Raw genomic sequence first — 20,031 nt, 5'->3', positions numbered from 1 at the left:
CCGGGGCAGACCGTTGGATTGTTTCTGTGTTCTGACTCGCGTCGGTCCGGGACACTTGTGCGTTACGGGGGCGTACAGGTGGCGTGGGGTGTTCGTGGGGAGGGGTGCGGCGGATGAGTCGGCGTTCCGGTGGGCTGATCGGGGTCTGGGCCGAACAGCAGCGGGTCGCGCAGCGGCAGCGTGAGGGGCAGCACCAGGCGGTGCTGCGGCAGCAGCGGGATGCCGAGCGGGTGCAGCGGGCTTACGAGCGGGATGTCGCCCGGATGCGGCGCGAGCAGCGGGCCGCGTATCGGCAGCAGCGGGAGGCCGACGCGTTGCGGCGGACCCAGGCGCTCGATCAGCGGGTCGCGGTGCTCGAAGGGTTGCTGGGGGCGGGGTGCCGTGCGCCCGCGTTCGGTGTGGAGTCGTTGCGGCGGGACGAGGCCGTCGAGCCGTTCTCGCCCGGGCCGCTCGCCGAGCCCGTTCCCCTGCCCGACCAGCGGCTCTACCAGCCCCAGGGCGGTGCCTGGACCGCTTCCGGGCGGGCCCAGGCCGAGCGCGACGCGCGGGCGCGGTTCGAGCGGGACTGGTACGCGGCGCAGGCCGCCGAGGCCCGTCGGGTCGAGCAACTCGCCGCGTACCGGAGGCAGTACGACGTCTGGGCCGCCGCCCGGCTCGCCGAGGTGCGGGCCCACAACAGGGGGGTCGCCGGGACCGAGACGGCCCTGCGCGCCGGTGACTCCGAGACCGTCGTCGACTTCTTCTCCGCCGTGCTCTTCTCCTCCGGCGGGTGGCCCGAGGGGTTCCCCCGGGAGGTGTCCGCCGCCTACGACCGGAGCGGGCGCGCCCTCGTGCTCGACTGGGATCTGCCCGGGTACGACATCGTCCCCGAGGCCAAGGGCGTCAAGTACCTGTCCAGCACCGACCAGGAGAAGGAGGTCCCGCGGCCCGTCACGCAGCGGCGGGCCCTCTACCGGGACGTGCTGGCCCAGAGCGTGCTGCTCGTCGTGCGGGAGCTCTTCGCGGCCGACCGGTTCGGCGCCCTGGAGAAGGTCGCGCTCAACGGGTACGTGGGAGGCGTCGACCCGGCCACCGGGCTCGCCGGGAGGGTCTGTGTCGCCTCCGCCGTCGTCGAGCGGGGCGTCTTCGAGCGGCTGAACCTCCAGCTCGTCGGGGCCGTGGAGTGCCTGACCGGCGCCCTCGCCGGGCGGCTCTCCTCGAAGCCCGACGAGCGGGTGGCCGTGGCGCCGATGCTCAGCCCCGATCAGGTCGGGTCCGACGTCGTCGTCCAGGGCGACGGCGAGGAGCCCGACCTGCTCGCCATGGATCCGATCGCCTTCGAAGGGCTCGTCGCCGAGCTCTTCCGCGCCCGCGGGCTCCAGGCCGTCACCACCCGGCGCTCCAACGACGGCGGTGTGGACGTCGAGGCGCTCGATCCCGATCCCATCAGCGGCGGGTCGATCATCGTCCAGGTGAAGCGGTACCGGAACACCGTGCCCCCGTCCGCCGTACGGGATCTCTTCGGCACCGTGCAGGGCGCCGGCGCCAACAAGGGCGTCCTCGTCACCACCTCCAAGTTCGGGCCCGGCTCGTACACCTTCGCCAACGGCAAGCCGCTCACCCTGATATCCGGCACCGAACTCGTCGACCTGCTGCACCAGCACGGTCTTCGGGGGCGGTTGGGGCCGGGGACCTCGGCCGCGCCTGCCGTGGCGGCCTCCGCCGCGGCGACTCCCGCCGAAGCCGACGCCGACTTCAACCTGCTCGGCATGGTGTGGTCCGGGTCCGCCGCCCTCGACGTGTGCGCGCTCGTCTGTTCGGGCAACCGGGTCCTCGGCGACGAGTGGTTCGTCTTCTTCAACAACCCCGCAACCCCGGACGGTTCGGTCGCCATGGTCGCCGCCGCGCCCGGCGACCGGGCCGCCGTCCGGGTGGGCTTCGACGCCCTGCCCGCGCGGGCCGACCGCATCGTGCTCGTCGCGGCCGTCGACCCGGAGGTGAACCCCGACGCGGATCTCGGGGGGTTCACCGACGCGGGCGTCCGGCTGCGCGACGACTCCGGGACGGAACTGGACCGGCTCGTCGTCTCCGACGGGCGGCCCGGCGAGACCGCCCTCGTCCTCGGTTCGTTCCGTCGGCGCGCCGGCGGCGACTGGGACTTCGTCCTCGGCGGGAAGGGGTACCGGGGCGGGCTGGAGGAGTTGGTCGGGGACTTCGGCATCCAGGTGGAGTGAGGCCCCGGGCCCCGGTCCTCGCCTCCGTGGGGTGGGGTGGGTTGGGGTGAGGCCCCGGCCCCGGGCCTCGGGGTGACGCCCCGGCCCCGGGCCTCGCCTCCGTCGGGCGGGCCCGGCCCCGGGAAGGGCCCCGGCTCATCCCGGACCTGTCCGGCCCCCTCACCCTCCCCTCACCCTCCCCTCACCCTCACCCTCCCTTCACCGGCCGCTCAGCCTGTTCGCCAGGACCGCCACCCTGTCCGTCGTCGCCGCGTGGCCCGTCGCCTCGCGGCGGTCCGCGCCTCGGAAGGCCGCGTACATGGTCTGCACTCCGAGCCAGCGCAGCGGCTCCGGTTCCCACTTGCGGACCTTGTGGTTGACCCAGGGGAGGGTGGTGAGGTCCGTCGGGCCCGACTGGCCCGAGTCCTGCTGGATGAGGTCGCGCAGGGTGCGGGCCGCGAGGTTGGCCGTGGCGACGCCCGAGCCGACGTAGCCGCCCGCCCAGCCGAGGCCGGTGGAGCGGTCGAGGGTGACCGTGGCGCACCAGTCGCGGGGGACGCCGAGGACACCGGACCAGGCGTGGTCCACCCGTACCCCCGCCAGCTGGGGGAAGAAGCGGACCAGGATGTCGCGGAGGGCCTCGATCGTCTGCGGCTGGGTGCGGCCGTCGTTGTCGGTCTTCGAGCCGAAGCGGTACGGGACTCCCCGGCCGCCGAGCGCGATGCGGCCGTCGGCGGTGCGCTGGGCGTACATGTAGGCGTGGGCCATGTCGCCGAGGGTCTCGCGGCCGTCCCAGCCGATGGACTCCCACTGCGCGTCGGTGAGCGGCTCGGTGGCGATCATCGAGGAGTTCATGGGGAGCCAGGTGCGGCGCTGGCCGGTGAGGGAGGCGGTGAAGCCCTCCGTGCAGCGCAGGACGTACGGGGCGCGGACCGTGCCGTACGGGGTGACGGCGTGCTTGGGCCTGATCTCCGTGACCGGAGTCGACTCGTGGATCGTGACGCCGAGCGCCTCGACGGCGTCCGCGAGCCCCTTGACCAGTTTCACCGGGTGCAGGCGGGCCCCGTGCGGGGTCCAGGAGGAGCCGACGGCTCCGGTGACGCGGATGCGGTCGGCGGTCTCGCGGGCCCCGTACATCTCCCGGTCCGTCTCGCCGAACGCGATCTCGACCGCGTGGAAGTCCTTGAGGCGGGCGAGCTGGGCGGGGGAGAGCGCGACTTCGAGGACGCCGCCCCGGTGGATGTCGGCGTCGATCTTCTCCTGCTCGCAGACGTCGACGACCTTGCCGACGGTGGCGTTCATGGCCTGCTGGAGCCGGACGGCGGCCTCGTGGCCGTGGACCCGGGCGTAGCGGTCGCGGCCCGCGATGCCGTTGTAGAGCCAGCCGCCGTTGCGTCCGGAGGCCCCGTACCCGCAGAACTTCGCCTCCAGGACGGTGATGTTGAGGAAGGGGACGGCCTTCTTGAGGTAGTAGGCGGTCCACAGGCCGGTGTAGCCGCCGCCGACGATGCAGACGTCGGCGCTGGTGTCGCCGGGGAGCGGTTCGCGGGGATCGGGGGTGCCGTCCTGCGCGTACCAGAACGAGATGCCGCCGTTGACCGTACTCATGTGTATCCCTCTTCCGGGTGCGTGGGCGGGAGGTTACCCGGGGCGTCGGTCCTGTGGATACGGGTCATTCGGCGGCGGTTCCCGAGTGGGGCCCGGCCTAGGTTCGAGAGTGCGTGGCCGCTGCGGATTCCGTTGTTCCGGAAGCCGTGGCGTCTGCGTGGCCGCTGCGGATTCCGTTGCTCCGGAAGGACTCTCCCATGCCCGTACGCAGGACCCGGCGGGTCGCCGTCGCCGCTCTCTCGGCAGGCCTCATCGCCCTTGCGGCGGTGGGCTGTTCGGAGTCGGGGGCGCCCGCGTGCTCGGCGGTGACCGTGGTCCCCGCGAGCACGCGGAGGTGCTCGCGGGGCTTCCCGCCGCCGTCGACGGTACGAAGATCGTCGTCGGGGACGCGGAGGCCCCGCACACGGTCACGGTGTACGCGGACCCGCGGTGTGGCTACTGCGCGAAGTTCGAGGCGAACGCCGGTACGGTCCTGGCGGAGGAGGCCGCGGCGGGCACGGTGAAGGTCGAGTACGTCGTCGCCTCCTTCCTGGACGCCCGGACCGGCGGAACGGCCTCGGCGCGGGCGGCGAACGCGCTGCGGGCGTCCGCGGACGCCGGGCCGGGGAAGTTCGCCGCGTTCCAGGCGGCCCTCTTCGCCGCACAGCCGGGCGAGGAGCCGAAGGACGACGGGTACTCGGCCGACCACCTGCTGCGGATCGCGGACCAGGTGGAGGGGGTGCGGAGCGCGGCCTTCGACCGGGCCGTACGGGAGGACGCCCACCGGCGGTGGGTGGCGGACGCCGAGAAGGCCTTCGAGGCCTCCGGGGTGGGCGGCACGCCGACCGTCCTCGTCGACGGGACCGCGCTGCCGGGCGGCGACGCCCTGTACGACGCGACGGAATTCTCGGAGGCGCTGCGCGACGCCGGTGTCTAGGGTCGTGGGGTGATTCACGTACCCGAGGAACTCGCCGCGTCCCAGGCCAAGTACAACGGTGAGGCGGGGCGGGCGTTCATCGCCGCGCTGCCGGAGACGGCCGAGGAGTTCCTCGGCCGGTGGGGACTGAGGGTCACCGGGCCCTCCATGTACGGGGTGGCCTCCCTGGTCCTGCCCGTCGAGCGGGCCGCGGACGGCACGCGGGCCGCGCTCAAGCTGCAGAACCTGGACGAGGAGACCGAGGGCGAGCCGGTCGGCCTGCGCGTCTGGGACGGGGCCGGCGCGGTACGGCTCCTCGACCATGACGCCGCTACGGGCACGATGCTCCTGGAGCGGCTCGACGAGGCCCGGCCGCTGACGTCCGTCACCGACACCCGGGAGGCGCTGGGCGTCGTCGCAGGACTGCTCGCCCGGCTCGTCGCGGTCCCCGCGCCGCCGGGGCTGCGGGGGCTCGGCGACATCGCAGCCGGGATGCTCGCGGACGTCCCCGGGGCGGCGGAACGCCTCGGCCCCGACGACGCGGCGGTCCTGCGGGACTGCGCGGCGGCGGTGCGGGAGGTCGCGGGCGAACCGGGCGACCGGCTGCTCCACTGGGACCTGCACCTGGGCAACGTCCTCGCGGGGGAGCGTGAACCCTGGCTGGCCATCGACCCCAAGCCGCTCGCCGGCGACCCGGGCTTCGACCTCCTCCCGGCGCTGATCGACCGCTTCGACCCGGACCCGGCCGACATCCTGTGGCGGTTCGACCTGTTGTCCGAGATCGTCGGCGACCGGGGGCGCGCGGTGGCGTGGACGCTGGGGCGGGTACTGCAGAACGGCCTGTGGGACGTGGAGGACGGGGAGCCGGGCCTCGACGCGGAACAGGTGGCGGTCGCGCGGATCCTGCGGGCCGAGAGGGGGTGAGGACGGGGCCGGGCGCTCGAATCCCGGTGGCCGGCGCTGCCCCGTCCTTGGCAGGCTGGGCCCATGATCCGTACTGCCACGTCTGCCGACGTTCCCGTCATCCATACCCTGATCCGTGACCTCGCGGAGTACGAGAAGGCCCTCGACGAGGTCCGTACGACCCCCGAGCAGCTCCACGAGGCCCTCTTCGGCGCGCACCCGGCCGCCTTCGCCCACGTCGCCGAGACCGAGGCCGGCGAGGTGGTTGGCTTCGCGCTCTGGTTCCTCAACTTCTCGACCTGGCGCGGGGTCCACGGCATCTACCTGGAGGACCTGTACGTCCGTCCGGAGGCCCGGGGCGGCGGCCACGGCAAGGCGCTGCTGCGTGAACTGGCCCGGATCTGCGTCGAGCGCGGCTACGAGCGCCTGGAGTGGTCCGTCCTGAACTGGAACACGCCCTCGATCGAGTTCTACGAGTCCCTCGGGGCCCGGCCGCAGGACGAGTGGACGGTGTACCGGCTGACGGACGGGGCGCTGGCGGAGCTCGGTGGGGCGGGGGTGTAGGAAAGGGGGCATGGATACGGACATTGAGCAGCGGTTCCAGCGGATCACGGCCTTCATCGAGGCGCGGCTGACACCGCTCTTCGACCCCGCGAACGGCAGCGACCACGGCTTCGGCATGGACGACACCTCGCGGGCGCTGCGGGCCGCGCGCTACACCGTGCAGGCCGCGTCGGCCGTCGGCGGACTCGTGGAGAAGCGGGAGTCGGCGCCGGAGCTGCGGCCCGTGGTGGACCAGGCCCTTGAGCACAACTGGGACGTGCTGCGTTCCGTCGCCCGGATGTGGGAGGACCACCCCGACTTCCTGAAGGAGTACAAGGCGCACTCGTGGGACGTGGTGGGGGTCTGAGTCCGGACACGGACCAGGGCGCGGGGTGTACTGCCTCGTCAGGTCGGATACGCGGCTTGCGGTTTCGAGCGGCTGGTCAGTGTGCATGAGCCGCGTCTTTTCCTCGCGCCGACGCGGGAGGAGGCGGCGGGGCGGCGGGGGCGGCGGGCCGGCCTGCTTGCCGGGAATCGGATCGCCAGCAACGGGGTTGGTGGGGGAACAGCCGATATTGGAGGGCCATGCGAGCGATTCAGGTGTACGAAGTGGGCGGTCCCGAGGTGCTGCGGGAGGCCGAGGTGGACCAGCCGCGGCCGGGTCCGGGCGAGGCGATCGTGGAGGTCGCCGCATCCGGGGTCAACTTCCTCGACGTCTACCACCGCGAAGGCCGGTACAGCCTCCCGCTGCCCTTCACCCCGGGCGCTGAGGGCGCCGGCACGGTCGTCGAAGTCGGACCCGGCGTCGCTGACGTCGCGGTCGGGGACCGGGTCGGTTGGGTGGAGATTCCCGGCACGTATGCCGAGCGGGCCGTCGTGGACTCCTCCCGGCTGGTGCCGCTGCCCGACGACATCGGCTTCGAGACAGCCGCCGCCGTGCTCCTCCAAGGCATGACCGCGCACTATCTCGTCAAGGACGCCTACCCGGTTCAGGGGGGCGACACGGTGCTCGTGCATGCGGCTGCCGGGGGCATGGGGCTGCTTCTGACCCAGCTCATCACCCATCTCGGCGGCAGGGTGATCGGTACGACGTCGACCACGGCGAAGGCCGAGCTGGCGAAGCGTGCCGGGGCCGCTGAGGTGATCCTGTCCTCCGCGGTCGACGACCTCGCAGCCGAGGTGAGGCGGCTCAACGGCGGTCAGGGCCTGCCGGTCGTCTTCGACGGCGTCGGCGCGCACACCTTCGACGCGAGCCTCGCCAGCCTGCGAACCCGCGGCCATCTCGTGCTCTTCGGCGCGGCAAGCGGTGCCGTGCCGCCGTTCGATCCGATTCGGCTCGCCCACGGCGGTTCGCTGACCCTGATCCGGCCCAGCCTCGGGGACTTCATCGCCGATCGGTCCGAACTGCTCCGACGGGCCGCCGACGTGTTCGAGTGGGTGCGCTCCAAGGCCCTTGAGGTCACCGTGACGGGCCGCTACGCATTGTCCGAGGCCGCCCAGGCCCACAGCGATCTGGAGGCTCGGCGTACCACCGGCAAGCTGCTCGTCGTACCCGATGAGGCCGCTCTTGGGCGCCGCGAGGGGACGCAGAGCTGATCGCGGGTGTCGAGGTCGGGGATCTTGGAGACTGAGATGTCGAGGGCATGGCCGCCGTCATCGCCAAGATCCCCGACACCGTCAGGCACTCAGCAGGCCACGATCAAGTTATGGCGGGTTTCTGGCGGCTTTCCGGCGTATCCGGGTCACACCCCTTCACGTTCCCTCAGCCGGGACCTGGCTCACCCGTCCACAACCTCCCGGGACGGAACAGCTAGGGCACCAGGACCACCTTGCCCGTCGTGCCCCGGGTCTCCAGGGCGCGGTGGGCGCCCGCCGCGTCCGCGAGCGGGAAGCGGTGGATCGCCGGGCGCAGCGTGCCCGCGGACGCCGCGGCGAGGGCGGCGAGTTCGAGGGCGCGGACGTCGCCGCCCGCCTTGCGGATCATGGCTTGGCCGAGGACGGACTCCGAGGTGATGCCGCGCGCGGCGAGTTCCTCCGGTGTGTAGGTGAGCGGCTCGCCGTCGTGGAGTCCAGCGCCGGACCAGCCGAAGACGACGTGCTGTCCGCCGGGGCCGAGGAGGTCGACGGCGGCGCGGCCCGCGTCGCCGCCCACCGAGTCGAAGACGACGGTGGCGGCGCGCCCGTCCAGGTGCGCGCGGACCTTCTCCGGCCAGTCGGGCTCCGTGTAGTCGACGGCCAGGTCGGCGCCGTTCTCCTGGACGCGGGCGACCTTCGCCGGGCCGCCGGCGAGGCCGATGACGGTGGCGCCGGCGTTCTTGGCGTACTGGACGAGCAGGGTGCCGATCCCGCCGGCGGCCGCGGGGACGATCGCCACCGATTCGGGGCCGAGGTCGGTGAACCGCAGGATGCCGAGGGTGGTGCGGCCGGTCCCGATCATGGCGACGGCCTCCGCCTCGCCGAGGTGGTCGGGCAGGGCGTGGAGCCGGGCGGCGTCGGTGACGGCGAGCTCGGCGTACCCGCCGGGGGCCATGCCGAGGTGGGCGACGACCCGGCGGCCGAGCCAGGCCGGGTCGGTGCCCTCGCCGAGGGCGTCGACGGTGCCGGCGACCTCGCGGCCGGGGACGGTGGGGAGTGCGGCGGGGGCCGGGAACGGGCCCGTCATCCCCGCGCGGAGCGCGGTGTCGAGGAGGTGCACGCCGGCCGCCGCGACCTTGACGCGGACCTGGCCGGGGCCGGGTGCCGGGTCCGGAGTCTTCTCGTACGTGAGGTTCTCGGCCGGGCCGAAGGCGTGGAGGCGGATGGCGTGCATGGCGGTTCCCCTGTCGTCCGGCGTTGTCGTGTCACCGGCGTGGTCGGCCGCGGGCCGTCGTCGCGCGACGAGGGGCGGTCGACCGCGGGCCGCCCTCGAACGGCGGGGTGGTCGGCCGTGGGTCGTCGTCGTACGGCGGGGTGACAGGGACGAGCCTTCTACCTCAAGCGTGCTTGAGGTCAAGGCGTTCCGCGCGCAGTGCCAGCGACACCGCCTCGACCGCGCTCGTGAACGACACCTCCGACAGCACCCCGGGCGCCGCCACCTGATCCCCCACCAGGTACACGCCGTCGCCCCGGTCGATCGCGGGCCGGTCGCGCCAGGTCGTGCCGGGACGGTCGAGTGCCCCCGTACGCCCCTGGGACACCGACTCCCGCCGCCACACCGTCCGTTCGCGCCAGTCGGGGAAGCCGAGGTCGAGGAGCCGCTCCGCGTGGGCGACGCCGTCCGCCTTGGTCGCGCCGGGGCCGATGGGCAGCTGGGCCTGGACCAGCTGCTGTCCGGCCGGGGCGAGCGAGGGGTCCTGGGCCGTGAACCGCTCCAGCCAGCCCGGCGCGTCCAGGTCCGAGACGACGAACGGGTCCCCCCTCCGGGTCCGCAGGGCCAGGTCGACCAGGACCGTACGGCCGCTCTCCCAGGTCAGCGACGGATCGCCGAGGAGCCGGGCGGCGGCGGGCAGGGCGGTCGCGACGACCACCGGCCCCTCGCCCACCGGCAGGGTGTCGACGCGCGACGACGTCTCGATCCGCACCCCCGTCTCCCACGCGCGCGCCACCATCCGCTCGATCAGCTCGCCCCAGCCGCCCCGCACGTAGTGGGCCTCGGGCGGCAGGGAGGCGGCCCGGTGGAGCCGCTCCTGCACGAAACGGGCGGAGAGCGCGCCCGGGTCGTGGTGGAAGAGCGCCACCCCGGAGTACGCGGCGGCCTCGCGCGCCGCCCGCTCGCCCACGGTCCCGGCGGCCCAGGTGTGGAAGTCGACGTCCACGGGAGCCTTCTCGGAGGTACGGAGGGACTGGCGCAGCAGCCCCAGCGGCGGGGTGCGGCGCAGGACGCCGGCGCGGTGGAAGCGGAGCCGGAGGGTCTCGGCGACCGGTAGCGGGGCCAGTGGGCCGAGCAGACCGCGCTGCTTCAGCCAGGTCCAGTGGGGGCCGCCGGCGTAGAGCGCGTGCGGTCCCTCGTTGGTGCGGTACGGGCCCTCGGCGGTACGGGCCCGGCCACCGGGGGTCCGGTGCGCCTCGTGCACGGTCACCCGGGTGCCCGCCTCGGCGGCGGTGATGGCCGCGGTCAGTCCGGCGACGCCGCCGCCGATGATCGTGAGCTTGCGCATGTCCGACTCCCTCGTGTCCGCCTTCGACCCGGTCCCGCACGGGGGACGGACGGTGGGGGCGCGTTCGTGACATCGGGGGCGTTGTCAGTGGCGTACATCACCATGGGGTCATGGCGACGACGCGGAAGAAGAAGGTGGCGGGGGCGAAGAGGCCGGAGGTGCGGCTGCCTCCCCTGGAGGCGTACGAGGGCGGTCTCGAACCGGACGGGGACTACGACGGCCTCGAACTGGCCGGGCTCGACCTCACGGGCCAGTCGGGGGAGGGCGCGCGGTTCCTGGACTGCGCCCTGCGCGACTGCGGGCTCGACGAGGCGCGCCTGACGGGTGCCCGCTTCCTCGACTCGGTGCTCACCGGCGTACGGGGGGTGGGGACGGTCCTCGCCGGGGCGCAGCTGCGGGACGTCGAGGTCGTGGACGCGCGGCTGGGCGGTGCGCAGCTGCACGGGGCGGTGCTGGAGAGAGTCGTCGTACGGGGCGGGAAGAGCGACTACCTGAACCTGCGGGCGTCGAAGCTGAAGGACGTCGTCTTCGAGGGGTGCGTGCTGAGCGAGCCCGACTTCGGGGGCGCGGTCCTCGAACGGGTCGAGTTCGTGGACTGCGTCCTCACGGGGGTGGACTTCAGCGGGGCGCGGCTCAAGGACGTGGACCTGAGAGGGGTCCAGCGGCTGGAGATCGCGCGCGGCGTGGAGTCGCTCGCGGGTGCCGTGATCTCCGCGTCGCAGCTCTTCGACCTGGCGCCGGTGCTCGCGGCGCAGCTGGGGTTGCGGGTGGAGGGGTAGGCGGGGGCGCGGGCGGGGACCGGGGCCGGACCGGCCCGGCCCGGACTGGCCCGGACCGGCTCGGCTCGGCTCGGTGAGGGGAGGGGAGCCGTGTGGGGGCCGGCGCCGGGGACCGTGCGGTCAGGGCAGGCGGGGGAAGCGGGCCTGGAGGGACCAGATGGCCGGGTTGTCCGCGAGGCCCTCGTGCATGTCCGTGAGGTCGGCGATCAGGTCGTGCAGGAAGTCGCGGGCCTCGCGGCGCAGCACGGAGTGGCTGAACGTGACCGGAGGCTCGTCGCCCGGCATCCAGTCGGCCTCGACGTCCACCCAGCCGAAGCGGCGCTCGAAGAGCATGCGGTCCGAGGACTCGGTGAAGTCGAGCTCCGCGTACTGCTGCTTGGCCGAGCGGTTGCCGCGCGGGTCCTGGTCGAGCTGCTCGACGATGTCGCAGAGGGCCCAGGCGAAGTCGAGGACCGGCACCCATCCCCAGGCTGTGGACACCTCGCGGTCCGTCTTGGTGTCCGCGAGGTACACGTCCCCGCAGAAGAGGTCGTGGCGCAGGGCGTGGACGTCCGCGTGGCGGTAGTCGGTCTGCGGCGGGTCGGGGAAGCGACGCGAGAGGGAGTAGCCGATGTCGAGCACAGGGCCGATGGTGTCACGGCACCAGGCCCGCCTCGTACGCCCGGATCACCAGCCGCACCCGGTCGCGGGCGTCCAGCTTGGTGAAGAGGCGCGCCACGTGCGCCTTGGCGGTGGCCGCGCTGATGTGGAGGCGTTCCGCGATCTCTCCGTTGGACAGACCGCGGCCGACGAGGGTGAGCACCTCCCGCTCCCGCGCGGTGACGGCCGTGAGGCCGGTGGGCGCGGCGGGCACGGGGCTCGGCTCGGGGCGGGCCGCGAACTCCGCGATCAGGCGGCGGGTGACGCCCGGCGCGATCAGGGCGTCACCGGAGGCGACCACCCGGATCGCCGCGAGGATGTCGTCCAGCGCCATGTCCTTGACCAGGAAGCCGCTCGCTCCGGAGCGGAGCGCGCCGTAGACGTACTCGTCGTCGTCGAAGGTGGTGAGGACGAGGACCCGGGGAGCGTCGGGGCCCGCCGTGACGATCCCGGTGGCCTCGATGCCGTCCATGCCGGGCATCCGGACGTCCATCACGACCACGTCGGGCCGCAGCTCCCGGGCGAGGCGGACCGCCTCGCCGCCGGTGCCGGCCTCGCCGACGACCGCGAGGTCGTGGCTGTCGGCCATGAGGACCCGCAGGCCCGCCCTGACCAGCGGCTGGTCGTCGACGAGGAGGACGCGGATCTGCGGGGTCATGCGGAGGGGGCCCCTTCTCGGGATGTCGGCAGGGATGGGAGGGGCAGCGTCGCGGTCACCCGGTAGCCGCCGCCGGGTCGTGGTCCCGCGGAGAAGCGGCCGCCGAGGAGCGTGGCCCGCTCCCGCATGCCGACGATGCCGTACCCGTGGCCGGTCCCGGCGGCCGGGTCCGGACCCGTAACGGGTCCCGGGCCCCGTCCCGGTCCGGTGGGCTTCGCCGGGCCGTCGTCGGCGATCTCCAGGAGCAGCGTGTCCGCGTTCCGCTCCACGGTCACCCGGCAGACAGGCGTGCCCGCGTGGCGCACGACGTTGGTCAGCGACTCCTGGACGATCCGGTACGCGGCCAGGTCGACCTCCGGCGGCAGCGGCCGGACGGGACCGCCGAGCCGCCGCACCTCGACCCGTACGCCCGCGTCCGCCGTCGACGCGGTGAGCCGGTCGAGGTCGGCGAGGCCCGGCGCCGGGTCGCGCGGGGCGGGGGCGTGCCCGGCGGCGTCCTGCGCGGAGGCCCGCAGCGCGCCCAGGGTGCGGCGCAGACCGGCGAGCGTCTCCCGGCTGGTGGTCTCGATGGTGGCGAGGGCGTTGCGGGCCTCGGCGGGCTGGGTCTCGATGACCCGGCGGCCCACCCCCGCCTGGATGGCGATGACGCCGATGCTGTGCGCGATCACGTCGTGCAGCTCGCGGGCGATCCGCAGCCGTTCGGCGGTCACGGCCTCGGCCGCCGTCCGGGCGCGCAGCTCCGCCGCGTGCGCGCGCCGCTCACGCGAGGAGTGGCCGAGCAGCCCGGCCGTGAGCAGAGCGAGGGCCAGCGCGACGACCGTGGTGACGAAGACGTCCTGACCCGAGGTCGTGTACAGCGCCGAACCGATCTGCACGGTGAGCGTCACCACGGCGGCGGGCAGCGTGACCCGGAGCGGACGACGGGCCGCCAAGAGCCCGACGCAGGCGTCGGCGGCGAGGGCCGGAAGGTACACGAGCTCGGCGTTCGGCCGGGTCGTCGACGCGGCGAACAGGCCGATGAGGAGCAGCCCGAGCGCCGCCTCGGGCCTGCGCCGCGCGAGGGGCAGCAGGAGGCCCACGCCGACGGCGGTGAGGAAGAGCCGCAGCTCCGTGGAACGGAACGGCCCCGCCTGTACGCCGGCGAGGAGGACGAAGGGATGCACGACGGCCGCGCACCAGGCCAGGATCCCGGAGACACGCCCGCCGAAGCCGAAGCCGAAGCCGAAGCCGAAGCCGGGGCCGGGGGTGGAGGCGGGGGCGGACCCGGACCTGGACCTGGAACCGGACCCGGCCTTGGATTCGGACCCGGACTCAAACTCGGACCCGGACCCGGACCCGGACCCGGCCCCGGACCCGGGCTCGGGCGCAGGGGTCGGCGTGGGCAGGGCGTCGGCGGACATGGGGCGATCGTAGGTGCGGGTGGACGGCCGGACATCGGCCTGCGGGCGTACGCCCGCAGGCCACTGCCTCCGGGCCGTTCCTCGCCGACGGGCCGATGTGCGCGGGGGTGTCGTCCCGGCAGCGTGGGCCGGGTGATCGAAGCCAACGAACTGACCAAACGTTACGGCCGCCGGCCGCTCCGCCCCGTCCGCCGGGAGCGGCGCGCGAAGGGCGACCCGAACCCTGTCGGCCGCCTCGCCGTCGACCGGCTCAGCTTCACCGTCCGGCCCGGCCGGGTGACCGGGTTCCTCGGGCCGAACGGGGCCGGGAAGTCCACCACCCTGCGGCTGGTCCTCGGCCTGAACGAGCCGACCTCAGGGACCGCGACCGTCGGCGGTCAACGGTTCCGCGAATTGCCCCGGGGGCTCCGGCACGTCGGGGCGCTGCTCGACGCGCACGACGTGCACGGCGGGCGGACCGCCGAGGGACACCTCGCCGCACTCGCCCGTACCAACGGCATCCCGCGCCGCCGAGTCGGCGAGGTCCTCGGCGAGGTGGGGATCGCCGAGGCGGCCCGGCGCCGGATCGGCGGCTACTCCCTCGGCATGAAGCAGCGCCTCGGGATCGCCGCCGCCCTGCTCGGCGACCCGCCGGTGCTGCTCTTCGACGAGCCGGTCAACGGCCTGGACCCGGAGGGGGTGCTGTGGGCGCGGGGCCTGTTCCGGCGTCTCGCCGCCGAGGGGCGGACGGTGTTCGTCTCCAGCCACCTGATGAGCGAGATGGAGCACACCGCCGACGACCTCGTCGTCATCGGGCGCGGGCGGCTGATCGCCGCCGAGAGCCTCGCGGACTTCGCCGCGCGCTCCCCCCGCGGGGGCGTGACCGTGCGGCCCGCCGACCCGGCGGCGGGACCGGACCTCGCCGCCACGCTGACCCGCGCCGGGGCGACCGTACGGCCCCAGGAGGACGGGGGCGGGCCGCTCGCCGTGACCGGGATGGCGGCGGACCGGATCGGGGTGCTCGCCTTCCGGCACGGCATCCCGCTCGCCGAACTGGCCTCGCGCGGCTCGTCCTTGGAGGACGCGTTCATGGAACTGACCGCCGACAGCGTCGAGTACCGGAAGGCCGAGCACCAGCTGAAGGGGGAGAGCCGGTGAACGCCCGCTTCCGTGATCTCCTCGCCGGGGAGTGGACGAAGCTGTGGTCCCTGCGCTCCACGCCCTGGGCGTTCGGCGTCGGCGCGCTCGCCGTCCTCGGCGTCAACCTCAACGCCGCACTCGCCGACTACCGGAACTACCCCCACTACGCCGAGGGCATCCGCGAACTCTTCGTACCGATCTGGGCGATGCGGGACGCCTTCACGCTCGGCGGGGCCATGGTGTTCATGCTCACGACCGGTGCCATCGGCGCGCTCGTGATCGTCGGCGAGTACGGCACCGGGCAGATCCGCACGACCTTCGCCGCCGTCCCCGACCGGCGGGCCGTGACGGCGGCGAAGACGCTGGTCCTCGCGGGCGTCATGCTCGTGTACGGGGCTCTCGTCGCCGGGGTGTCGTTCGCCGCCACGCAGGCGGTGCTCTCCGGCCGGGACGTCGGCATGTCGATCGGCTACCCGGGTGCGGCGGCGGCCGTCACCGCGTCCGCGCTGCTCGCCCCCGTCTGCGCGCTCGTCGGCTTCGGGCTCGGGGCGCTCCTGCGGCACACGGCGACCACGATCGTCACCCTCACCGGCGTCCTGCTCCTGCTGCCCGCGCTCGTCGACGAGCGCGGCCGCTGGTCGGCGACGTTCCTGCACGCCCTGCCGCAGGGCGCGTGGAAGCGGCTCACGCAGGTGGGGGACTCGCCGGTGCCGGTGGAGTTCCCGTGGACGGCGGGCGGGGCGTGGACGGTGTACGCGGTCTGGTCGCTCGCCGCGGTGGCGGTGGCCCTGGTCGCGGTCCACCGCCGGGACGTGTGAGTCCCGCTGTGCGAGGCGACGTGGGAGCCGATCCGTGCGTCGCCGTGTGAGGCGCCGTGCGAGTCGATCCGTGCGCCACGGGGAGCCGCGCACCGGTCAGCGGCGGCCGTGGACCGCCCGTGCCACCCGCGGGCCCAACCAGCGCTTGAGGCGGCGCAGTGGTTCCAGCTGTTCGGCGGCCCGGTCGATCCGGTAGTACAGCTGCGGCGGGATGTGCGGGAGCAGCGGCGAGTGGCGCTGGCCCAGGAGCGCGAACATCCGGGCCGGTTCGAGGCACATGTAGCGGGGGAGGTTCTCGTACCACTGGGCGCTGTAGCGGGCGGCGCTCTGCGCGGAGACGAGCTCGGCGCGGCGCCGCTTCCCGTACGTGGTGAGGGCCGTGTCGAGGTCCCCGGGTGAGCGCAGGGCGTCCGCGAGGGCGAGCGCGTCCTCCAGGGCGAGGGTCGTGCCCGCGCCGATCGAGTAGTGGGTGGTGTGGGCGGCGTCGCCGAGGAGGACCAGGTTGCCGTGGTGCCAGACCCGGTTGGTGAGGGTGCGGAAGGTGAGCCACTGGGCGGCGTCGTCGGCCCGGTCGCGGCCGATCAGCTCGTGCCCGTCGAGGAGGTCGTGGAAGAGCTTCTCCAGGAAGTGCAGGCTGTCGGCCTCGCCGCGCGTGTCGAGGCCCAGCCCGGTCCAGGTCTCCGGGGAGCACTCGACGACGCAGGTGGAGCGCTCGCCGCTGAACCCGTAGGCGTAGCACCAGATCCAGCCGTGCACGGTCTCCTTGAAGGCGAAGCTGAAGGAGTCGAAGACCTTGGTGGTGCCCAGCCAGATGTACTGGTTGCGGCCGCCCGTGACGGTGCTGCCGAAGTGGTCGGCGTGGGCCTCGCGGAGCACGCTGTTGACGCCGTCGGCGGCGACGACCAGGTCCGCGCCGGCCAGTTCGGGCGCGTCGGGGCCGGGGATGTCGTGCTCGAACTCGACTCGTACGCCCAGCTCCTCGGCCCGGTCGGCGAGGAGCGCGAGCATCCGCCGCCGTCCGATGCCGAAGCCGGCGTCGCCCCGGTGGACGGTCCGCTCGTCGCGGACGATCGCGACCCCGTCGGTCCAGGTCACGGAGGCCTCGGCGACGGCCGCCGCGGACTCGGGGTCGCCCGCGCGCAGCTTGTCCAGGAGCCCGGCCCAGTAGGTCACGCCCCAGCCGTACGTGGAGCCCTCGGGGTTCCGCTCGTACACGGCGATCTCGTGGGCGGGATCCTGGCGCTTGAGCAGGATCGAGAGGTAGAGGCCGGCGGGACCGCCGCCGACGATCGCGAGCTTCACGTGCGCTCCCACGGGAACCGAGTCTTGACACTGTGTTGCTGGACGGCAACGCACAGTAGCAGGGAGGAGTCTCGCGTACGGCCGGGGCGCGAGTGGGGACGAGCTCCGGCGCCGGGTGCTCGTACAGGGTGGGGACGAGCGCGTCGGCTCAGGGTGCTCGTATGGCGTGTGGACGGGCACCCGGCGCCTGGGCGTACCCGTACGGCGGGTGTACGGGTGGGCGCGGGCGCGTACCCGTGCGGCGGCTACGGCAGCAGGCGGCGTTCCTTCGCCACCGCGACCGCGCCCGCGCGGGTGTCGACGCCGAGCTTCGCGTAGATGCGGCCGAGGTGGGTCTTCACCGTCGCCTCGCTGATGAACAGGGCCCGCGCGATCTCCCGGTTGCCGAGGCCCCGCCCCAGCTGGCCGAGGATGTCCCGCTCCCGGTCCGTGAGGCTCGGGCCCGCCGCGCCCCGCATCCGGTCCATGACCCGGCTCGCCACCGGCGGGGAGAGGGCGGTGCGGCCCTGGGCGGCCGCGTGGATGGCGGCGAACAGCTCCTCGGGCCGCTCGGCCTTCAGGAGGTAGCCGGTGGCGCCCGCCTCGATGGCACGGGTGATGTCGGCGTCCGTGTCGTACGTGGTGAGGACGAGGACGTGGACACCCGTCGGCGCGATCCGGCGGGTCGCCTCCACACCGTCGATGCCCGCGCCCAGCTGGAGGTCCATCAGGACGACGTCCGGCTCCAGCTTCGCCGCCATGGCGACGGCCTCCTCGCCGCTTCCGGCCTCGCCGACCACCTCGATGTCGGGGGTGCTGCCGAGGAGGGCCAGCAGGCCGGCGCGGACGACGACGTGGTCGTCGCAGAGGAGGATCCGTACGGACATCACGACTCCAGGGAGAGCGGGATCGCGGCCGAGAGCACCGTGCCCTCGCCCGGGGTGGACTCGACTGTCAGGGTGCCGCCGAGCTGCCGCGCCCGCACGCCCATCGCGGGCAGTCCGTGGCCCCGTACCCCGCCCGGCTTCTCGACCGGGTCGAAGCCCCGGCCGTCGTCGGCGATGTCGAGGACCACCTGGTCGTCGAGGTAGGTGAGGGTCAGGGCGGCGGAGTCGGCGCCGGCGTGTTCGCGGATGTTGGCGAGGGCGCCCTGCGCGATCCGCAGCAGCGCCGACTGCACCCGTTCGGGCAGCGGCACCGCGATGCCGTCGACCCGGAACGCCGCGGACTCGCGGGCGGCCAGGCCGCGCAGGGCCTCTTCGAGGCCGCCGCCCTCGGCGAGGTCGGCGGGCGCCAGGTCGTGCACGAAACGGCGGGCCTCGGCCAGGTTGCGTTCGGCGATGGACTCGGCGGTACGGACATGGCGGCGGGCGGTGGCCGGGTCGCTGTCCCAGGTGCGGTCGGCGGCCTGCAGCAGCATCTGCTGGCTGGACAGGCCCTGCGCCAGGGTGTCGTGGATCTCCATGGAGAGCCGCTGGCGCTCGGCCAGGGTGCCCTCGCGGCGCTCGATCGCGGCCAGCTCGCGCCGGGTGCGGATCAGGTCGTCGATCAGCGCGCGCTGCCGTGCCGCCTGCCGGTCGGAGTACACGAAGACCCCGGTGGCGATGGCGGCGACGGCGGGCGGGGCGACGATCAGGTTCGGGTCCCAGCCGCCGTGCGCGAGCTGCACCTGCGCGAAGACCACGAACGCGGTCAGCAGCGTGACCAGGCCGAGCGCGGCCCGGGCCGGGAGGGTCCGCAGCCCCGTGTAGAAGAGCGGCACCGCGCACCACGCGAAGCTGGGCGCGAGGACGACGAGCAGGATCCAGACGGCGACGACCGTGCTCAGCCAGGCGATCCGGCGGGGCGCGGCGCGGGTGCCGACGACGGGCCCGAGGAGGTAGAGGGAGGCGAGCGCGCCGGATAGGGCGACGATCCAGGGGCTGCGGTCCTCCCAGGGGTGGCGCAGCAGGAAGCGGGCGAGCGAGGCGCCGAGGAGAAGGAAGAAGGCGATGTGCATGACCCGCGCCAGCCAGGGGGCGTCGGGGTCCTCGGGGGTTCCGGCGGGGCTCCGGGGGGTCCCTACGGGTTCTCGGGGGGTTCCGGTGGGGTCCTCGGGGCTTCCAATGGGGCTTCCGGCCGGCTGGGCGGTGTGCCTGCCCGCGGGCTTCTTCGGCCGTGCCACGTTCCCCGCCTCCCTACCTTCTTGACCTGGTGCTATCTGTCCATCCTGGCCCGGAGGGACCACGAGGGCATCAGCCGATCGGCTGACCCGGCCGTCGTCCGGTGTGCGCGAGGAGGGCAGCCGGACCGTGGACCGGTCGGCCCGGGGCCCGGCCACAGGATGGATTGCAGAGCGAGGGAGCGACACACCGCCCCGCGGCTCGGCCGACTTCCCCACCGCGGTTCACCTCACCGCGCCTCGTCCCACCTCACCTCACGGAGTTCCTCATGAAGAAGATCATCTTCGGCGCCACCGCTGCCGCCGTCCTCGCCGCCGGTACCTTCGGCGTGGTCTCCGCGAACGCCTCCGCCCCGGCCGCGGCGCCCGCCGCCGCGGTCCGTGCCGACGCCGGGAACGGCAACCTCCAGCAGTCGACGCACCTGACGATCGAGGCCGCGACCAAGGCCGCGCAGGCCACCCTCGACGCCGCCGAGAAGGAGAACCAGCGCGTCTCCGTCGCCGTCGTCGACCGCAACGGCAACACCCTCGTCACCCTCCGCGGCGACGGCGCCGGCCCCCAGTCCTACGAGTCCGCCCAGAAGAAGGCCTTCACCGCCGTCTCCTGGAACGCCCCCACCTCCGAACTCGCCAAGCGCCTCACCAACGCCCCCACCCTCAAGGACATCCCCGGCACCCTCTTCCTCGCCGGCGGCGCCCCCGTCACCGCCAAGGGCGCCCCCATCGCCGGCATCGGCGTCGCCGGCGCTCCCTCCGGCGACCTCGACGAGAAGTTCGCCCAGGCCGGCGTCGCCACCCTCACCAAGTAGCCCCTGCCACCCACAGCCGGTGACGGCGCCCGGATCCCCCGCCGGGCGCCGTCGCCTTGTCCGTATCCGCCCTGCTCAGGTTCCGTGTCG

The 20,031-nt window shown here is 74.0% G+C and carries 19 protein-coding genes; 10 read left to right on the top strand and 9 right to left on the bottom strand.

Going from position 1 to position 20,031, the window contains the following annotated elements; translation table 11 throughout:
* Nucleotides 1-113: 113 nt before the first annotated feature.
* Nucleotides 114-2,213 (top strand): restriction endonuclease, encoded by a 2,100-nt coding sequence (locus ACRRSS_RS33710; protein ID WP_435974789.1) that lies wholly within the window; start codon nt 114-116, stop codon nt 2,211-2,213.
* Nucleotides 2,214-2,411: 198 nt separating this feature from the next.
* Here the strand turns inward: ACRRSS_RS33710 and ACRRSS_RS33705 are convergent, their stop codons facing one another.
* Nucleotides 2,412-3,800 carry an NAD(P)/FAD-dependent oxidoreductase gene (locus tag ACRRSS_RS33705; RefSeq protein WP_435974788.1) on the bottom strand — a complete coding sequence of 463 codons (1,389 nt, stop codon included), beginning with the start codon at nt 3,798-3,800 and terminating at the stop codon, nt 2,412-2,414.
* A gap of 295 nt (nt 3,801-4,095) precedes the next feature.
* Between ACRRSS_RS33705 and ACRRSS_RS33700 the strand changes: the two genes are divergently transcribed.
* The 5 genes from ACRRSS_RS33700 (at nt 4,096) to ACRRSS_RS33680 (ending at nt 7,737) form a co-directional block, all read left to right on the top strand.
* A complete protein-coding gene (locus ACRRSS_RS33700) occupies nt 4,096-4,716 on the top strand; it encodes a DsbA family protein (RefSeq protein ID WP_435974787.1) in 621 nt (206 codons plus the stop codon).
* A gap of 9 nt (nt 4,717-4,725) precedes the next feature.
* On the top strand, nt 4,726-5,619 hold the full coding sequence (locus tag ACRRSS_RS33695) for an aminoglycoside phosphotransferase family protein (protein ID WP_435974786.1): 894 nt from the start codon (nt 4,726-4,728) through the stop codon (nt 5,617-5,619).
* 63 nt (nt 5,620-5,682) lie between these two features.
* The gene (locus ACRRSS_RS33690; protein WP_435974785.1) at nt 5,683-6,162 is read left to right on the top strand and encodes an N-acetyltransferase family protein; all 480 of its coding nucleotides are present in this window, start codon (nt 5,683-5,685) and stop codon (nt 6,160-6,162) included.
* A gap of 10 nt (nt 6,163-6,172) precedes the next feature.
* Nucleotides 6,173-6,508: a hypothetical protein gene (locus ACRRSS_RS33685; protein ID WP_435974784.1), complete on the top strand. Its 336-nt coding sequence runs from the start codon at nt 6,173-6,175 to the stop codon at nt 6,506-6,508.
* 257 nt (nt 6,509-6,765) lie between these two features.
* Nucleotides 6,766-7,737 carry a quinone oxidoreductase family protein gene (locus ACRRSS_RS33680; RefSeq protein ID WP_435974783.1) on the top strand — a complete coding sequence of 324 codons (972 nt, stop codon included), beginning with the start codon at nt 6,766-6,768 and terminating at the stop codon, nt 7,735-7,737.
* A 214-nt stretch (nt 7,738-7,951) separates the two neighbouring features.
* On the opposite strand, the gene ACRRSS_RS33675 is transcribed toward ACRRSS_RS33680, so the two are convergent.
* Both ACRRSS_RS33675 and ACRRSS_RS33670 read right to left on the bottom strand, forming a co-directional pair.
* Nucleotides 7,952-8,950: a zinc-binding dehydrogenase gene (locus ACRRSS_RS33675; protein ID WP_435974782.1), complete on the bottom strand. Its 999-nt coding sequence runs from the start codon at nt 8,948-8,950 to the stop codon at nt 7,952-7,954.
* 163 nt (nt 8,951-9,113) lie between these two features.
* Nucleotides 9,114-10,277 carry an NAD(P)-binding protein gene (locus ACRRSS_RS33670; protein WP_435974781.1) on the bottom strand — a complete coding sequence of 388 codons (1,164 nt, stop codon included), beginning with the start codon at nt 10,275-10,277 and terminating at the stop codon, nt 9,114-9,116.
* Nucleotides 10,278-10,387: 110 nt separating this feature from the next.
* Between ACRRSS_RS33670 and ACRRSS_RS33665 the strand changes: the two genes are divergently transcribed.
* A complete protein-coding gene (locus ACRRSS_RS33665; RefSeq protein ID WP_435974780.1) occupies nt 10,388-11,056 on the top strand; it encodes a pentapeptide repeat-containing protein in 669 nt (222 codons plus the stop codon).
* 120 nt (nt 11,057-11,176) lie between these two features.
* Here ACRRSS_RS33665 and ACRRSS_RS33660 read toward each other — a convergent pair whose 3' ends face one another.
* The 3 genes from ACRRSS_RS33660 to ACRRSS_RS33650 are packed head-to-tail and all read right to left on the bottom strand — an operon-like array spanning nt 11,177 to nt 13,753.
* Nucleotides 11,177-11,677 (bottom strand): hypothetical protein, encoded by a 501-nt coding sequence (locus ACRRSS_RS33660; RefSeq protein WP_351902517.1) that lies wholly within the window; start codon nt 11,675-11,677, stop codon nt 11,177-11,179.
* A gap of 13 nt (nt 11,678-11,690) precedes the next feature.
* A complete protein-coding gene (locus ACRRSS_RS33655) occupies nt 11,691-12,353 on the bottom strand; it encodes a response regulator (protein ID WP_435974779.1) in 663 nt (220 codons plus the stop codon).
* Nucleotides 12,350-13,753: a sensor histidine kinase gene (locus ACRRSS_RS33650; protein WP_435974778.1), complete on the bottom strand. Its 1,404-nt coding sequence runs from the start codon at nt 13,751-13,753 to the stop codon at nt 12,350-12,352. Before ACRRSS_RS33650 ends, ACRRSS_RS33655 begins: the two co-directional genes overlap by 4 nt.
* A 132-nt stretch (nt 13,754-13,885) precedes the next feature.
* On the opposite strand from ACRRSS_RS33650, the gene ACRRSS_RS33645 reads away from it, so the two are divergent.
* Both ACRRSS_RS33645 and ACRRSS_RS33640 read left to right on the top strand, forming a co-directional pair.
* Entirely contained in the window at nt 13,886-14,890 is a 1,005-nt protein-coding gene (locus ACRRSS_RS33645) for an ATP-binding cassette domain-containing protein (RefSeq protein ID WP_435974777.1), read from the top strand.
* Nucleotides 14,887-15,690: an ABC transporter permease subunit gene (locus tag ACRRSS_RS33640; RefSeq protein ID WP_435974776.1), complete on the top strand. Its 804-nt coding sequence runs from the start codon at nt 14,887-14,889 to the stop codon at nt 15,688-15,690. The genes ACRRSS_RS33645 and ACRRSS_RS33640 overlap by 4 nt, the downstream gene beginning before the upstream one ends.
* Nucleotides 15,691-15,786: 96 nt before the next feature.
* Here ACRRSS_RS33640 and ACRRSS_RS33635 read toward each other — a convergent pair whose 3' ends face one another.
* The 3 genes from ACRRSS_RS33635 to ACRRSS_RS33625 form a co-directional block, all read right to left on the bottom strand.
* A complete protein-coding gene (locus ACRRSS_RS33635) occupies nt 15,787-16,992 on the bottom strand; it encodes an FAD-dependent monooxygenase (RefSeq protein ID WP_435975492.1) in 1,206 nt (401 codons plus the stop codon).
* Between the two features lie 245 nt (nt 16,993-17,237).
* The gene (locus ACRRSS_RS33630; protein WP_435974775.1) at nt 17,238-17,858 is read right to left on the bottom strand and encodes a response regulator; all 621 of its coding nucleotides are present in this window, start codon (nt 17,856-17,858) and stop codon (nt 17,238-17,240) included.
* Complete coding sequence (locus ACRRSS_RS33625) at nt 17,858-18,970, bottom strand: sensor histidine kinase (RefSeq protein WP_435975491.1); 1,113 nt, start codon at nt 18,968-18,970, stop codon at nt 17,858-17,860. Before ACRRSS_RS33625 ends, ACRRSS_RS33630 begins: the two co-directional genes overlap by 1 nt.
* A 431-nt stretch (nt 18,971-19,401) precedes the next feature.
* Between ACRRSS_RS33625 and ACRRSS_RS33620 the strand changes: the two genes are divergently transcribed.
* The gene (locus ACRRSS_RS33620) at nt 19,402-19,941 is read left to right on the top strand and encodes a GlcG/HbpS family heme-binding protein (RefSeq protein ID WP_435974774.1); all 540 of its coding nucleotides are present in this window, start codon (nt 19,402-19,404) and stop codon (nt 19,939-19,941) included.
* The last annotated feature ends 90 nt before the right edge of the window (nt 19,942-20,031 follow it).

The organism is Streptomyces sp. Qhu_M48, assembly GCF_051305195.1.
Classification (GTDB): domain Bacteria; phylum Actinomycetota; class Actinomycetes; order Streptomycetales; family Streptomycetaceae; genus Streptomyces.
The sequence above is the reverse complement of the archived record's forward strand: the minus strand, read 5'-3'. Positions and strand labels throughout refer to the sequence as shown.

Coding starts and splice junctions, on each gene's coding strand:
- ACRRSS_RS33710 (WP_435974789.1), top strand. CDS start 114: ATGAGTCGGCGTTCCGGTGGGCTGATCGGGGTCTGGGCCGAACAGCAG.
- ACRRSS_RS33705 (WP_435974788.1), bottom strand. CDS start 3,800: ATGAGTACGGTCAACGGCGGCATCTCGTTCTGGTACGCGCAGGACGGC.
- ACRRSS_RS33690 (WP_435974785.1), top strand. CDS start 5,683: ATGATCCGTACTGCCACGTCTGCCGACGTTCCCGTCATCCATACCCTG.
- ACRRSS_RS33685 (WP_435974784.1), top strand. CDS start 6,173: ATGGATACGGACATTGAGCAGCGGTTCCAGCGGATCACGGCCTTCATC.
- ACRRSS_RS33675 (WP_435974782.1), bottom strand. CDS start 8,950: ATGCACGCCATCCGCCTCCACGCCTTCGGCCCGGCCGAGAACCTCACG.
- ACRRSS_RS33670 (WP_435974781.1), bottom strand. CDS start 10,277: ATGCGCAAGCTCACGATCATCGGCGGCGGCGTCGCCGGACTGACCGCG.
- ACRRSS_RS33665 (WP_435974780.1), top strand. CDS start 10,388: ATGGCGACGACGCGGAAGAAGAAGGTGGCGGGGGCGAAGAGGCCGGAG.
- ACRRSS_RS33655 (WP_435974779.1), bottom strand. CDS start 12,353: ATGACCCCGCAGATCCGCGTCCTCCTCGTCGACGACCAGCCGCTGGTC.
- ACRRSS_RS33650 (WP_435974778.1), bottom strand. CDS start 13,753: ATGTCCGCCGACGCCCTGCCCACGCCGACCCCTGCGCCCGAGCCCGGG.
- ACRRSS_RS33630 (WP_435974775.1), bottom strand. CDS start 17,858: ATGTCCGTACGGATCCTCCTCTGCGACGACCACGTCGTCGTCCGCGCC.
- ACRRSS_RS33625 (WP_435975491.1), bottom strand. CDS start 18,970: ATGCACATCGCCTTCTTCCTTCTCCTCGGCGCCTCGCTCGCCCGCTTC.
- ACRRSS_RS33620 (WP_435974774.1), top strand. CDS start 19,402: ATGAAGAAGATCATCTTCGGCGCCACCGCTGCCGCCGTCCTCGCCGCC.